General features: G+C 71.5%; 15 protein-coding genes. 8 read left to right on the top strand and 7 right to left on the bottom strand.

Features of this window, described 5'->3' with window-relative positions; translation table 11 throughout:
• Positions 1 to 5: 5 nt before the first annotated feature.
• Positions 6 to 407 (top strand): DUF3224 domain-containing protein, encoded by a 402-nt coding sequence (locus ACH4XV_RS34035; protein ID WP_395796186.1) that lies wholly within the window; start codon positions 6 to 8, stop codon positions 405 to 407.
• A gap of 151 nt (positions 408 to 558) precedes the next feature.
• Positions 559 to 1,368, top strand: a complete 810-nt coding sequence (locus ACH4XV_RS34030; RefSeq protein ID WP_395796185.1) for a sugar phosphate isomerase/epimerase family protein — start codon at positions 559 to 561, stop codon at positions 1,366 to 1,368.
• Positions 1,369 to 1,593: 225 nt separating this feature from the next.
• Here the strand turns inward: ACH4XV_RS34030 and ACH4XV_RS34025 are convergent, their stop codons facing one another.
• Positions 1,594 to 2,493 (bottom strand): alpha/beta fold hydrolase, encoded by a 900-nt coding sequence (locus tag ACH4XV_RS34025; RefSeq protein ID WP_395796184.1) that lies wholly within the window; start codon positions 2,491 to 2,493, stop codon positions 1,594 to 1,596.
• A gap of 20 nt (positions 2,494 to 2,513) precedes the next feature.
• A complete protein-coding gene (locus tag ACH4XV_RS34020; RefSeq protein ID WP_395796183.1) occupies positions 2,514 to 3,722 on the bottom strand; it encodes an MFS transporter in 1,209 nt (402 codons plus the stop codon).
• 139 nt (positions 3,723 to 3,861) lie between these two features.
• Here ACH4XV_RS34020 and ACH4XV_RS34015 point away from each other — a divergent pair, with 139 nt between their 5' ends.
• Entirely contained in the window at positions 3,862 to 4,395 is a 534-nt protein-coding gene (locus ACH4XV_RS34015) for a CGNR zinc finger domain-containing protein (RefSeq protein ID WP_395796182.1), read from the top strand.
• A gap of 400 nt (positions 4,396 to 4,795) precedes the next feature.
• Positions 4,796 to 5,275, top strand: coding sequence for an HIT family protein (locus tag ACH4XV_RS34010; RefSeq protein ID WP_395796181.1), 480 nt, complete (start codon positions 4,796 to 4,798; stop codon positions 5,273 to 5,275).
• A gap of 17 nt (positions 5,276 to 5,292) precedes the next feature.
• Here ACH4XV_RS34010 and ACH4XV_RS34005 read toward each other — a convergent pair whose 3' ends face one another.
• Together ACH4XV_RS34005 and ACH4XV_RS34000 are read right to left on the bottom strand one after the other, a co-directional pair.
• Positions 5,293 to 5,874 carry a dihydrofolate reductase family protein gene (locus ACH4XV_RS34005; RefSeq protein WP_395796180.1) on the bottom strand — a complete coding sequence of 194 codons (582 nt, stop codon included), beginning with the start codon at positions 5,872 to 5,874 and terminating at the stop codon, positions 5,293 to 5,295.
• Between the two features lie 65 nt (positions 5,875 to 5,939).
• Entirely contained in the window at positions 5,940 to 6,779 is an 840-nt protein-coding gene (locus ACH4XV_RS34000; RefSeq protein ID WP_395796179.1) for a helix-turn-helix domain-containing protein, read from the bottom strand.
• Positions 6,780 to 7,135: 356 nt separating this feature from the next.
• On the opposite strand from ACH4XV_RS34000, the gene ACH4XV_RS33995 reads away from it, so the two are divergent.
• A complete protein-coding gene (locus ACH4XV_RS33995; RefSeq protein ID WP_395796178.1) occupies positions 7,136 to 7,579 on the top strand; it encodes an amidase family protein in 444 nt (147 codons plus the stop codon).
• Between the two features lie 196 nt (positions 7,580 to 7,775).
• Here ACH4XV_RS33995 and ACH4XV_RS33990 read toward each other — a convergent pair whose 3' ends face one another.
• Complete coding sequence (locus ACH4XV_RS33990; protein WP_395796177.1) at positions 7,776 to 8,360, bottom strand: TetR/AcrR family transcriptional regulator; 585 nt, start codon at positions 8,358 to 8,360, stop codon at positions 7,776 to 7,778.
• 64 nt (positions 8,361 to 8,424) lie between these two features.
• Between ACH4XV_RS33990 and ACH4XV_RS33985 the strand changes: the two genes are divergently transcribed.
• Together ACH4XV_RS33985 and ACH4XV_RS33980 are read left to right on the top strand one after the other, a co-directional pair.
• The gene (locus ACH4XV_RS33985; protein WP_395796176.1) at positions 8,425 to 8,961 is read left to right on the top strand and encodes an SRPBCC family protein; all 537 of its coding nucleotides are present in this window, start codon (positions 8,425 to 8,427) and stop codon (positions 8,959 to 8,961) included.
• A 299-nt stretch (positions 8,962 to 9,260) separates the two neighbouring features.
• Positions 9,261 to 9,842, top strand: a complete 582-nt coding sequence (locus tag ACH4XV_RS33980; RefSeq protein WP_395796175.1) for a hypothetical protein — start codon at positions 9,261 to 9,263, stop codon at positions 9,840 to 9,842.
• 195 nt (positions 9,843 to 10,037) lie between these two features.
• Here the strand turns inward: ACH4XV_RS33980 and ACH4XV_RS33975 are convergent, their stop codons facing one another.
• Positions 10,038 to 10,898 carry a helix-turn-helix domain-containing protein gene (locus tag ACH4XV_RS33975; RefSeq protein WP_395796174.1) on the bottom strand — a complete coding sequence of 287 codons (861 nt, stop codon included), beginning with the start codon at positions 10,896 to 10,898 and terminating at the stop codon, positions 10,038 to 10,040.
• Between the two features lie 229 nt (positions 10,899 to 11,127).
• On the opposite strand from ACH4XV_RS33975, the gene ACH4XV_RS33970 reads away from it, so the two are divergent.
• A complete protein-coding gene (locus ACH4XV_RS33970) occupies positions 11,128 to 12,699 on the top strand; it encodes an MFS transporter (protein WP_395796173.1) in 1,572 nt (523 codons plus the stop codon).
• Here ACH4XV_RS33970 and ACH4XV_RS33965 read toward each other — a convergent pair.
• The gene (locus tag ACH4XV_RS33965; protein WP_395796287.1) at positions 12,636 to 13,199 is read right to left on the bottom strand and encodes a CGNR zinc finger domain-containing protein; all 564 of its coding nucleotides are present in this window, start codon (positions 13,197 to 13,199) and stop codon (positions 12,636 to 12,638) included. The genes ACH4XV_RS33970 and ACH4XV_RS33965 overlap by 64 nt on opposite strands.
• Positions 13,200 to 13,228: the final 29 nt, after the last annotated feature.

Raw genomic sequence — 13,228 nt, 5'->3', positions numbered from 1 at the left:
GCGCAATGAACATGGGCACGACCGCCACCGGGACATTCGACCTCACCTCCTTCCAACCGGAGGCGATCGACGAGGCCCCGGGGGCCGCGCTCGGCCGGGTCACCATCACCAAGGTGTTCGCCGGCGACCTGGCCGGCGAGAGCACGGTGCACATGTCGTCGGTCATGGACGTCGAAGGCGCCCCCGCCGCCTATGTCGCCGTGGAACGCTTCACCGGCGAACTGGCAGGCCGCAAGGGCTCCTTCGTCTTTCTGCACTGCGCACCGGGAGCCGCGGGTGAGGAACTGACGATCCGGGTGGTCGCGGGTACCGGGACGGACGAACTCGCCGGGATCACCGGTTCGCTGGACATCACACGAACCGAGGACGGCGGTCACACGTACGTCCTGGGCTACACACTCGGCTGACATCCCGCTCCGGGGTCGCACACGGGGGCACCTCGATGCCGGGCCGGTGTCGCCTTGACCCGGGGGCGACGGCGACCTACGCTCCGAAACAGAAACGGGAAAGCGCTTTCCATTCGACCGTGCCGCCCGCGGGCGAAAGATTCGAGGACACGTGAGCACACCCGAGCATCCGAGGTGGGCCTTCAGCACCCTCGGCGCCCCCGGCCGGCCGGTGCACGAACACCTCGTCCGCGCGCTTCGACACGGCTGCACCGGCCTCGAACTCCGGGTCCACCAGGACGAGTTCGTACACGTGGACCTGCCCCCGACCGAACGCCGGGCCATCCGCGCCCGGATCACCGACGCCGGCCTGGCCGTACCGTGCCTGGCCGGCTACGCGGGCATCTGCGCGCCCACCCCCGACCCGGTCGTCCTGTCCGCCATCGACCGCCTCCTCGACCTGGCCTACGACCTGGGCGCGTCGGCCGTCCGCATCTTCCCCGGCGGCACCGGCGACGGCGACACCGAACGCGCCCAACGCAGGCTGGCCGCCCTCCTCCCCGACGCCCGCGCCCGCGGCGTCACCATGCTCATCGAAACCCACGACTCCCACCCCACGGGCGCAGCCGTGGCAACCCTGATCCGCCCCTTCGCCGGCGCGGTCGGCGCAATCTGGGACGCCCTGCACCCCTGGCGCCACGGCGAACAACCCCCCGAAACCGCCGAAGCCCTCGCGGGCTTCCTGCACTACGTCCAAATCAAGGACGCAGCCTCAACGATCGACACCACCCCGGTTCCCCTGGGCACCGGAGCAGTACCACTGACCACCATCGGCACCACCCTGCAAGCCCAAGCCTGGCAAGGCTGGATCTCCCTCGAATGGGAAAAAGCCTGGTACCCGGAAATCCCCACCCTCGACGAGGTCCTCCCAGCCGCAGCCCAATGGGTGAACACATACTCCCGAACCCGACCGAGCAAATAACTCCGGGCGTGCGGTCCCGCCCGACACAAACAGCCCCTCACCAAGCTCCGCAACGCGGTTCTGCAACGCCGCGAGGTGGCACGCCAGATGCAGTCTGTGGTCCGTGAGTGGCGCCGTGACTGGTGCCAGGATCCCCCGGACACGCCCTGACACGACGCGGCGCCGCATCCGGCCGAGTGGCCGGGGGCGGCGCCGCGTGTGCGGGTGCGTGCGTGGGTGTGGCGATCAGGTGACGTTGCGGCCGAGGAAGTCGCGGATCAGCGCGGCGATCTCCGGGGTGTGGGTGGCGAGTGCGAAGTGCCCGGCGTCGAGCAGGTGGATCTCCGCATCGGGCAGGTCGCGGGCGAACGCCCGGGCCCCGTCCGGGCCGAAGATCTCGTCGCCCGCCCCCCACGCGACCAGCGTCGGCGGGCGGTGGGTGCGGAAGTACTCCTGGAAGGCCGGGTAGCCGTCCAGGTTGAACTGATAGTCCCAGAACAGCTGTAGCTGGATCTCCTTGTTGCCGGGTCGATCCAGGTACGCCTGGTCCAGGACCCAGGCATCCGGCGCCACCCGGGCCAGGCGGTCCGCCGGGATGCCGTGCGTGTGCTGCCACTTGGTGGCCTCGGCGGTCAACAGCTCGCGCACCGCGGGCTCGTGCGTCTCGCGGTCCTTGGCGTGCGCGAACAGGATGTCCCAGAACGGGGTGAAGCCCTCCAGGTAGGCATTGCCGCTCTGGCTGATCAGCGCGGTGACCCGCTCGGGGTGCGCGGAGGCGATCCGCAGGCCGATGGGGGCGCCGTAGTCCTGGATGTACAGCGCGAACCGGTCCAGGCCGAGGTGGTCGACGAGCTTGAGGGTGACCTCGGTCAACGTGTCGAAGCTGTACGGGAAGGCGTCCACGGCCGGCGCGTCCGACTGCCCGAAACCGATGTGGTCGGGGGCCACCAGGTGGTATGCGTCGGCGAGTTCGCCGATCAGGTCGCGGTACATCGCGGAGCTGGACGGGAAGCCGTGCAGCAGGAGCAGCGTGGGGTTCGCCGGGTCGCCGGCCTCGCGGTAGAAGACGTTCAGTCCGTCGATCTGCACGGTGGCGTGGCGAATGGCGCGGTCGGCGGAGGCGGTGGGGGTGGCGATGGCGTTCATGGGGATCGTCCCTTTCAGGGTCACGAGGTGGATGCAGAGGATGCGAGAGCTGCGGTGGAGGCGGTGGTGCGCGCGGCGGTACGGGCCGCGCTCTCGGTGGTCGACGTCAGGACGGCGGCGAACAGGCTGAGTCCGACGCCGGCCGCGAAGTAGGCGCGGTATCCGCCGGTGGCGGCGTGTCCGGCGGCGGCCAGGGCGAGGCCGAGGCCGGCCGAGCCCTGGTGGACGATCCAGGCGGGGGCGAGCGTTCGGCCCAGGCGGGCCGGGTCGAGGCCGCGGGTGACGATCGCCATGGTCAGCGGGATCACCGTGAACGACGCGGCGCCGAACAGCACGGCGGCGACGACGAGCAGCCGCGGGTCGGGAGCGGCCGCCGCGAGTACGAGGGAGGTGGCGCGCAGCACGTGCATGACGGGCAACAGGCGTTCGGGCGCGGTGTGACCGACGAGACGCGCCGTCACCGCGGACGACACCGCGGCGGCGGCGGCCACCGCGACCAGACTGCCGCCGGCCGCGGCCGACCAGCCCAGTTCGACGGCGTGCTTGGGGAGCAGCAGGACCATCGCGTACAAGGTCGCGGCATGCAGCCCGAACGCGGCGAGGATGCGCCCCCGGCCACGCAACGATTGCCGCTTCGGCAAACCCGGCCCGCCTCCCCCGGTAGCGAGGGAAGCACCTGAAGCCCCAAAAGCCCCTGGCACGGCTGCCACCTGACGGTCCGTCGGGACCGCCGCCGCGAGCACCGCAGTGGCGGCGAGCCCCGCCGCACCGATCGCCACGTACGTACCGCGCGTCCCCAACGGCCCGAACAGCCCGGCCGCCGCCCACGGGACGACCAGCTGCCCGAGGTTGATGCCGATCGTGGCGCGGGCCAACGCCGGTGCCGCGCGGTCGCCTTCGGCCCGGGCGATCAGGGTGCTGACGGCGAGGCTGGAGGAACCCGCGAAGCCGAGGCCGCCGAGCACCACATACGCAGCCACGAACTGCCCGGCGCCGCGCGCCGCGCCGAGCGCCAGGTAGCTCGCCGACAGCAGCAGGAGCGCCGCGACGATCACCCGCTTCGCGCCGATCCGGTCGAGCAGGACGCCGACCAGCGGCTGGGCGGCGCCGGTGACCGCCGTGGACAGCGCCGCCGCGACCGCGAGGGTCCCGGCGCCGATGCCGTAGTCCTCCGCGACCGGTGCGAAGAACACCCCTGCGGAGAAGTTGAGGCCGAAGGACACGGTCATGGCCGCCAGTCCTGCCCCGGTACTGCCGATGCGCGGCACTACGGCCACCCCCTTGTTTCTAATGCCTAACTCGATGTCTAGACATTAGACAGCAGAGAACTAACCTGTCAACACACATTCATCGGTTAGATTGATCGGTATGGACATCCGACCGCTGACCGGCGAACCCCTGGCGCTTGACCTCGCGAACACACGCCGGCCCCTGCACGGCGCCCCGCACGACCACCTGGACGACCCGGCCCTACTGCGGGCCTGGCTCGCCGAACACGCCTTGGACACCCACCCCGACACCACGCCCGAGACGGACCTCGACGCCGTACGCGACGCACTCGTCGCCACCCGGGAAGCGATCCGCGCCGCACTGGAGGAAGGCGCATACCACGACCTGGACGCGGTCCTCGCACGCGCGACGATCCGCCTCGGACTCGGCGCGCAGGGCCCCACCGAGCAGGTCGACGTCGCCGACCCGGCATGGCGACCGGCCTGGGAAGCGGCGCGCGCCTACCTGGAGTTGCTCCACACCACCGATCCGGACCGAATCAGACGCTGCGCGAACCCGGAATGCACACTGTGGTTCGCGGACATATCCAAGAACGGACGACGCCGGTGGTGTTCGATGGCCGAATGCGGCAACCGCGCCAAGGCCCGAGCCCACTACACCCGAAGCCGATGACCGCGAACCAACCCGAGCACCCGAAACCGGCCCGTACAACGCCGTGATGCGACCGGAGGCGACGCCGGCCGGTAGGAGCAGACCCCAGCGAGGGCATCCGCGCCGCGCCCGCCGACCGCAGGGTCACACGGCACCTCAAAGACCGGGCGGCGGACCGGTGATCGAATCCAGGACTGGCTGCTGACGCGGGTGCGCCGTACGCTGCCGTAGTCCACTGTCTTGACGGCGTTGAGAACCGGGATCCGCGCCGTCCCCGGGGAACACCCGGGCGTCTCTCCCGCGCCGCGGTCGTATCGCACATAAATCGGCGAGTCGTGCGACAAGACGCGACAGCGCACCAGCCCGGTCAGAAAAGGGACTTCCCCTTTCGTGGGTTTACGCGCCGCCTACGCTCGTGGGCATGACGACACCTTCCGAAAGCTGCTACTCCTGCCGGCAGGACGCCTCGTACGACACCCTCCCACCCCGCGAACGCATCGTTTCCGACGCGCTGTGGAGGGTGAAGCACGCGGTCGGTACGAGCCTGGCGGGCTGGCTGGTCCTGATCCCTCGACGCCATGTCACCTCGATCGCGGACCTGACCGAGGACGAGGCCGCCGGCCTGGGGCTGTTGCAGGTCCACGTGTCGCGGGCGGTGCGGGAGGTGACCGGTTGCGCCAAGACCTATGTGGCGCAGTTCGCCGAGAAACCGGGGTTCGAGCACGTGCACTTCCACGTGGTGCCCCGAATGGCGGACCTGGCTCCCGAGTTGCGCGGGCCGAGCGTATTCGCCCTGTTGAATCCGACCGAGGCGGAGCGAGTGCCGACCGCAGAGATGGACCGCGTCGCGCTCGCGATACGCGCACACCTCGGATCGCTGCCGAGCGCGTCAACGCAGTGAGTGCAGCGACGGATCGGTCAACGGCGTACCCGATAGCGCAGGTGGAGCACCCCGTCGCCCTGGATCACCACGTCGGGGTCCTCCAACAGGTGTTGCGCGTCGAGCGACCCGAAGTAGCGTTTGCCGGACCCGAACACGACGGGCACGACGTCCATGCGCACCTCGTCGACCAGGCCCGCCGCGAGCACTTGGCCGCCGACGTTGCCGGCGGCGACCTCGACGATGCGGTCGCCCGCGAGCTCCTGCGCCTTGGCGATGGCCGCCTCGACGCCGTCGACGAAGTGGAACGGCGCCCGGGGGTCCCAGCCTTCGGGCGCCGGCCGGTGCGTCACCACGACCACGTGGTCGATCCCGCTCGGCGGCTTTCCGTCCCAGCCGTCGGTCATGTCGAAGACGTGGCGGCCTGCGACCGTCACCCCGATTTGGTCCCAGTACGGCCGGGTGTAGTCGTAGGACGTCTGCGACACCTTCACCTCGCCGCTCTCGTCCAACGGGACGTCACCGCCGGACAGCCAGTCGAACAGCGGTCCGGGCTGGTCGTTCTCGTCCGCGACGAAGCCGTCCACCGACACCGAGCCGTACATGACCACCTTGCCCACGGGGCTCTCCTCTGCTTTCGGGTGCCTCAAATTAGCGGGTCGTGGGCCGTCGCTCTTGTAGGAAATCAATCGGCCGGCAGCGGCCACCCGTCCAGCGTGTGGCCGGGATGTTCGCGCAGGAACCGCCGCCGGACCTCGAGGTACCGGGTCGGTGTGAGCCCGGTGAACGCCCGGAACTCGTGGCCGAAGTGGGGCTGGTCGAAGTAGCCCGCGCCACCGGCGAGTTCGCCCCAGTCGATCGGCCCGGCGGGGTCGATCGCGAGCACGGCGGCGGTGAAGCGGTGGGTGCGGGCCAGCCGCTTCGGCGTGACGCCGACGAGTTCCTTGAACCGCTGCGCCAGATGGGTACCGCTGACGCCGGCTGCCACGCTCAGGTCGCCGATCGCCACCGCCCCGCCGGTCGCCGCGATGACGCCTCCCGTATGGCGGACCAGCCCCAGGCCGGCCCTCTCGCACAGCCGTCGCACCAGCTCCTCCTCGAGCAGCGTCAGCATCTCGTGCGGACCGTCGGCCGCGGCCAGCCGCTCACGCAGTTCGGTGACGGCGGGCCGGCCCCAGACCTGCTCCAGCGTCACCGGCCGGTCGCGCAACTCGGCCGCGGGCATCGGCAGGAACGACGCCGGCCCCCACGGCTTGAAGTGCACGCCGACGGACCGGGTCCGGGGCGGGTAGCCGAACTCCAACGCGCGGGTGGGCGTGGTGACCACGCAGCCGTCGGCGTACTCGGCCGTCTCGACATCGGTGCCGGCGCGGATGTGAAACGGCGCCCCGAGGTTGACGATGAGCAGCGCCGCCGGCATCGCCGGCAGCGTCAGCCGGGCGTACGGCGGCGCGCCCTCCAGGTAGTAGAGGTCGTCGATCAGCCCGTCCAGCGGCGCTCGCGGCACTTGGGACACGTACTTCACACGCACAGCATCGCCGACGCCCCACCGGCACCGCGCGCCGGGACGGGTCGGCGGCGCTGGTGTCGGTGACGAGCGGGCAACGGGCCGGCGTCGACCCGGCGCCGATCCCACGCCTATCCCGCGCCGATCCCGGACGAGCGCCCGGCCGCGGACATGTGCGTGGGATACGCGTGCGGTGTGGTGTGGGCGTTCCTGCGCTCGACGAGGCCGAGCAGTCCCGGGCGCGCGAGGGCGCTCGGTGGGGGTGGGGCGTCTGCCGAGTCGGCTGCTTGCGCACGTCCCGTGTGGGGGGGTCGTTTCGTGGCCGTCGGCCTCCGGTTGCGGCCCCTTGAGTGCGGACGAAGCTGTCGGCAAAAGTGACCGACGACCCGTCCTGCCCCGTCGACAGCGAGTTGGTCGCCATCATGCGGGCAGCGGTGGAAGCGGTGCGGGCCGAGGGCGCCACCGTGGTGGAGGGCGAGGGGCCGGTCGGGCTGGAGGAGACGATGGCCCTGTATCAGCCGTTGCTGATGGCGCAGAGCGGGTTGGTCGAGTCCGACGAGTCGTACGCCGGGCTCGTGGAACTCGCCGCGACGGAAGGCGCGACGGGCGGGTTCGCGTCGGACCTGACGCTCCGCTTCCGGGACTGGCACGCGCTCGACGAACGCCGGCAGCACTCCCGCCGCCGCTGGGCCGAGTTCTTCGGCGACGTCGACGTACTCCTGTGCCCGGTGAGCCCGACGGCCGCCTTCCCGCACGACCATCGCCCCGACCCCACCTGGTCGGTCCGCACCCTGCGCGTCGACGGCGCCGACCGGTGAGCGACTCCGGTCTCCGAGACTTGTTCTCGGGACCGGAGTTCGCTTTCGTGGGGATATGTGATGTCGAAGAATCCGCGCTCGGCCCTGAACACCCTGGCCACCCCGCGCCCGGCGCGCCGGTGTCCGGTCCGCGCCGCCTCGGGAGTGGGCCGTCGCGGGCATGGGCATAGGCAACTCCCTTGGGTACACGACCCGTTCACGACCGCAACAGGGCGACCGCACTCTCTTGCGCGAGGCTCTCGGCGAAGTCGGGCAGGGGCGTCCCATTCCGCAGGTGCCTCCGTACCAGCGCCAGCGGCAAGTCGACGACCGCCAGCACGACACGCTCGAAGTCCGCGGCCGCGGTGGCGTCCAGCCGGAGGGCCAACTCCGACAACGCTTCGCGAATCCGCTGGTTCGCGTCGGCCAGGCGACGCGCATGCCGCTCCGGCCACTCCTCCTGGCCGAAGGCGCCGGCTCCGTACAGCAACACGGCAGCCCGCTCAGGGTTCGCCCTGCTCCAGGCGACGACGTGCCGTGCCGCCGCGCCGCCCGCGTCGTGCGGCTCGGGGCGGGAGGCGAGCGCGGCGAAGTAGCCCTCGTGGAACTCGCCGACGGTGCGCAGCCACAACTCCGCCAACAAGACGGCCCGTTGCGGGAAGCGGTGGTAGACCGAGCCGCTGGGTGCGCCGCACGCTCGGGCGACTGCCGCCATGGTGACCGCGGCCGGTCCGTGGGCGGCGGCCACATGTACCGCGGCTTCGAGGAGGTCTGTTTCGTCGTAGCGAGGTGGCCTGGCCATGAAATAGAGAGTACTCTCCATTTCAATTAGAGGAGAGCATCTAATACTCTTGGGAGGGGCGCGAATGGCGGTCCTGAACATCCACGAACGCCGGATCCAGGCGCCATGCGAGCAGGTCGGCGCACTGATCGACCGTCTGGCGAGCGCCGACGACCCGCTGTGGCCAGGCCGGTCCTGGCCCAGGATGGTGCTGGACCGTGGTCTGTGCGTCGGCTCGCGCGGCGGCCACGGCCCCATCCGCTACTCCGTCGAGGCCTATGTGCCCGGGCAGTGGGTCCGGTTCCGGTTCTCGGCCCCGCGCGGCTTCGACGGCACGCACGAGTTCGTCGTCCAGCGCGCCGAACCGGGCGGCACGGTGCTCCGCCACGTCCTCGCCATGCGACTACACGGCAGCGCCCGGCTTTCGTGGCCGCTGGCCTTTCGCCGGCTGCACGACGCCCTGATCGAGGAGTCCTTGGACCGCGCCGAATCCGCCTTCGGGCCGGCAGACGACGCTCGTGCCAAGCGGAGCGCCTATGTTCGGCTCCTGCGTTATCTCGGCGCGCGGACCACACGTCGGCTCCGAGGCGCATCGCCGCCGACAGGGCTGCGGACGGATTGACGACACGGACCGCAGCCGACTGAGCACCGCCGCATGGATCGCGGTCAACCTGGTGCCGTTCCCGAGGGGCACGGTGGGCGCGGATCGCTCGGCCACAGCGCGTAGTCCATGATGCGCGGCGGCGGACCTCCCGTCCGCGCCTGGCTCGTCGCGTTGCCGGTGTGGAGGGCGTCGGGGCTCCTGCGGCGCGATGGTGCGACGGGGGCATGTCGGCCGCTGGTAAGGCCTCCGTGGGGAAGCGCTTGCGTGCCGGTTCGTCGAAGCGGAGCGAGCCGGGCGTGGGCTGAATACCCTGGGCCATGCCATCGATCAGACTGAACAACGACACCGCTGCGATGCTGGCGGTCTGGGTCGAGCCGTGGGGCACCGACCACTGGATGCGACCACACGAGAAGTTCACGCTCCTCACCGGCGACGGTCCCGAACCGGATCCCGACGATGTGCCCTTCGACGTGGTTTTCCACGACGAGGGCGTGAGTGTCTGGGTCAATGGTGCCTACGAGGCCACCGTGCACGACGAATCGGGTGCCGAGGTGTCGTGCGGACATCAGCGCCCCCTCGACGTCATGCGTGCCTGGACCGAGTCGGCCGAGGCGGCAGCGGTCGCCGACCGTCCGTACCTCACCCCGGAGATCCGGGAAATGGCCCGCCGCCACGCCGAGGACATGCGCCGCGCACTCACCGAGGCCGAGGCCGCGGCCGCCGCTGCGGCTGAGCCGGCCGAAGTGGTGGCGGAGGTCGAGGGGTCTGCCGAGGCCGATCCAATAGCGGAGCCGGAGTCCACGGCCGAGGCCGACATGAGCGACGCCGACACGGCCGAACTCGGCACCCGCTCCGGGCCCACCACTCCAAACGGAGCCGACACGACGGCCGGACGCTGACCAGTTCAAAGCCTGAGTGGCCATGCACCCGAGCGGCTGAGGACGTGGGCGGCCAACGACCTGGGCGGCTGAGCAGCTGCGCGACCGAGCAGCCGAGCGGCTGAAGAACCCGAACCAGCCAAGCGCCAAGCCCCCAACGCAAGCCCCTCCCCCACGCCCGCCGCCCGCGCGGCACCCCCCGGGCCGCCGGCCCCCCTATGCCGTGGCCTCCGGCCGGGCCCTCGTGGCCAGTTCGGACAGGCCCCGCAACACCCGGCGGCCCTCCTCGTCCGGCTCCTGCGGCTGGTAGATGGTGATCCGCTGGCCGCCCTCCATCCGCAGCACCTCGAACGCGAGCGTGATCTCGCCGAGTTGCGGATGCCGGTACGTCTCCTGGTCGCTGCGCCGCCGACGCACGTCGTACCGCTGCCACTGCACCGCGAACTCGGGGCTCCCCTCCGTGAGTTCGTCCACCAGAGCGGCCAACTCCCGGTCCCTGGGGTCGGCGGCGAGCAGCGAGCGCAGTTGCGCCGTGGTGCTGAGCGCGGCCCGCTCCCAGTCGGCGAACAGCTCCCGTGCCATCGGGTGCAGGAACAGGTACCGAATGCTGTTGCGCCGCTCCGGCGCCCAGTCGGCCAGCCCTGGCAGCAGCGCGAACACCTCGGGGTTGGCGGCCAGGATGTCGCTGGTCCGACCGAGCAGGTACGCGGGCCAGGGTCGGACCCGCTCCAGGAGCGCGCGGATCCCCGGCCGTACCTCCCGATCCGCGGGCGCCCCGCCGGCCGGCACCCGCTCCGCCGCGTGGTTGGCCAGGGCGTACAGGTGCGCGTGCTCCTCCTCGTTCAACCGCAGCGCGCTCGCGATCCCGTCCAGGACCGCACCGCCGGGATTGTTTTCGCGGCCCTGCTCCAGGCGCGTGTAGTACTGGATGCTCAGCCCCGCCAGCGCCGCCAGCTCCTCCCTGCGCAGCCCCTGGGTACGACGGAGTCCGGTGCCGGCGGGCAGCCCGACGTCGCCGGGCTGAAGACGGGCGCGGCGGGCCTGTAGGAACTCTCCGAGTGGATGTGGTGACGTCACCTCTCGATTGTCACAAAGCCGGGGTCTCGGTGCGTGTCCCCCACGGGGACAGGCACGGCGGGGTGGCGCCGGCACGGGGACGACCGTGCCACCACCAGTCCCGGCACCGCACTCGCCATTGGCGCGAATGACACGGCCTTCATGGCGACCCACGCACGCGCAAAGCTGACAGCGCCGCCCCGGGTCCGGCCCCCGACCCGACGCCCGCAGAACGGACGTGCCCGCCGCCATGCCCCCCACCGACCCGCTTCCGCACCCGATTCCCTCGCCCCCGCGCCGCCGATTCGCCGGCCCCACGCCCGAACGGGCCGGATTCGGGGCCCGGTTCACCACGGCCGCCGCCGTCGGATCGGTCCTGAATCCGATCAACTCGTCCATCATCGCGATCGCGCTGGTGTCGATCGGCCGGGCGTTCGGCGTGGACGCGGGGGCCACGACGTGGCTGGTGTCGGCGTTGTACCTGGCCACCGCGATCGGGCAGCCGACGGCCGGGCGGCTCGCGGATCTGTTCGGGCCCAGGCGGGTGTACCTCGCCGGCATGGCGCTGGTCGCGCTCGGCGGGCTGATCGGTTTCGTGGGTACGTCGATCGGCATGCTCGTGGTCGCGCGTGTGGTGCTCGGGCTGGGTACGTCGGCGGCCTATCCGGCGGCGATGACGATGGTGCGCCGGCAGTCGGAACGCCTCGCCCGGCCCGCGCCGGGACGGGTGTTGAACGCGCTCGCGGTGGCCGGCCAAACCACGATGGCGATCGGGCCGCCGCTGGGCGGCCTGCTGATCGCGGTCGGCGGGTGGCGGGCGATGTTCCTGATCAACATCCCGCTCGCGGCGATCGCGGCCGGGTTCGCGGTGTATTGGTTGCCGGCGGACGAGCGCCGGCGGCGTACCGGCTCGGCGGCGCGGGAACTGGATCCCCCGGGCCTGCTGCTGTTCGCCGCGACGTTGACGAGCGTACTGCTGTTCCTGATGCGGCCCACCGCGTCGAGGTGGTGGCTGCTCGTGCTCGGACTGGTGGCCGGAGTGGCGCTGACCCGGTGGGAGTCGCGCGCGCACTCGCCGTTCCTGGACGTGCGGATGGTGGCTCGCAACGGCGCGTTGACCAGGACGTACCTGCGGCAGGCGGTGGCGATGGCCTCGACCTACTGCTTCATCTACGGCTGGACCATGTGGCTGGAGCAGAGCGCGGGCCGCTCGGTGTCGGCCGCCGGGCTGCTGATGACGCCGTCGTTCGTGGTGGCGGCCGGGGTCTCGGCCGTGGTGACGGGGCCCAGGCTGCGTACTCCCCTGCTGGCCGGTGCCGGCGTGCTGACCGTGGGCAGCGCGAGCCTGTTGCTGCTGCGAGCCGACTCGCCGCTGTGGCTGCTGATCGTGGTGAGCGTCGTCTTCGGGCTCCAGAACGGCCTGGCCAACACGGCCAACCAGCGGGCGATGTTCCGCCAGGCGCCGGCCGCCGCGACGGGCACGGCGGCCGGGCTGCTGCGTACGTTCTCCTACCTGGGCGCGCTGGCGTCGGCGAGCCTGATCGGCGCCACCTTCGGTCGGCGGGCGACCGACGTGGGGCTGCATCACCTGGGCATGATCCTGACGGTGATGTCGGTCGTATTGGTGGCGGCCACCGCGCTGGACCCGGCGCTGCGTGGGGGACGGGAGGACGAGGGGCGGGGTGCCGAGGGGCCAGGTGGCGAGGGATCGGATGCCGGGGAACCGGGAGCCGGGGAGCCGGAGGCCGGAAAGCCGCCCTATGCCCGGGCGCGGCGGTGGGCGGCCACCCGTTCGCGTGTGGCGCAGCGCCGCGAGCAGTAGCGGCGGGTCGGGCCGCCGCCCTCGTCGACGAAGACGTGTCGGCAGGTCGCCGAGGTACAGACGCCGCCGGGTGGACGTTGCCGGTCCCACAGCACCATGGTCAGGGCCAGGCACGACGAGGCGAGGAACCATTCGCCCCACGGCGCGTCGTCGTCGCGGTCGAGGTGGGGATGCCACGGACTGCGGCCGTCGTGCGAGGTGAGCCGAAGCCTGCCCCGCCCCCGACGAAGCAGGCGATTGAGCGCGTCGGCGGCAGCGTCGACGTCCTCGGCGGCGAAGACCGCACGCAGCAGCAGGGCGGCGGCGCGCAGGTCGGCGACGTCGGTCGCGGTGAGCTCGATCGGATCGGACTCGCCGTGTTCGCGCAGGAGTTCGGCGAGGGCGGAGGGGGATGGGTCGGGCGGCGGGTCGTCCGCCGTCAGCGCGTTGACCAGGGCGACGGTGCGTCGGGCCACGGCCTGTACCGAGTGGCGGGTGGCCCGCTCGTCGTTCGAGTGCAGCACAGCTCAAATGTAACGCATCTAGCCAA

Source organism: Embleya sp. NPDC020630 (genome assembly GCF_044334985.1).
Classification (GTDB): Bacteria; Actinomycetota; Actinomycetes; order Streptomycetales; family Streptomycetaceae; genus Embleya.
The sequence above is the reverse complement of the archived record's forward strand: the minus strand, read 5'-3'. Positions and strand labels throughout refer to the sequence as shown.

Coding starts and splice junctions, on each gene's coding strand:
- ACH4XV_RS34035 (WP_395796186.1), top strand. CDS start 6: ATGAACATGGGCACGACCGCCACCGGGACATTCGACCTCACCTCCTTC.
- ACH4XV_RS34025 (WP_395796184.1), bottom strand. CDS start 2,493: ATGAACGCCATCGCCACCCCCACCGCCTCCGCCGACCGCGCCATTCGC.
- ACH4XV_RS34020 (WP_395796183.1), bottom strand. CDS start 3,722: ATGACCGTGTCCTTCGGCCTCAACTTCTCCGCAGGGGTGTTCTTCGCA.
- ACH4XV_RS34015 (WP_395796182.1), top strand. CDS start 3,862: ATGGACATCCGACCGCTGACCGGCGAACCCCTGGCGCTTGACCTCGCG.
- ACH4XV_RS34010 (WP_395796181.1), top strand. CDS start 4,796: ATGACGACACCTTCCGAAAGCTGCTACTCCTGCCGGCAGGACGCCTCG.
- ACH4XV_RS33990 (WP_395796177.1), bottom strand. CDS start 8,360: ATGGCCAGGCCACCTCGCTACGACGAAACAGACCTCCTCGAAGCCGCG.
- ACH4XV_RS33985 (WP_395796176.1), top strand. CDS start 8,425: ATGGCGGTCCTGAACATCCACGAACGCCGGATCCAGGCGCCATGCGAG.
- ACH4XV_RS33980 (WP_395796175.1), top strand. CDS start 9,261: ATGCCATCGATCAGACTGAACAACGACACCGCTGCGATGCTGGCGGTC.
- ACH4XV_RS33970 (WP_395796173.1), top strand. CDS start 11,128: ATGCCCCCCACCGACCCGCTTCCGCACCCGATTCCCTCGCCCCCGCGC.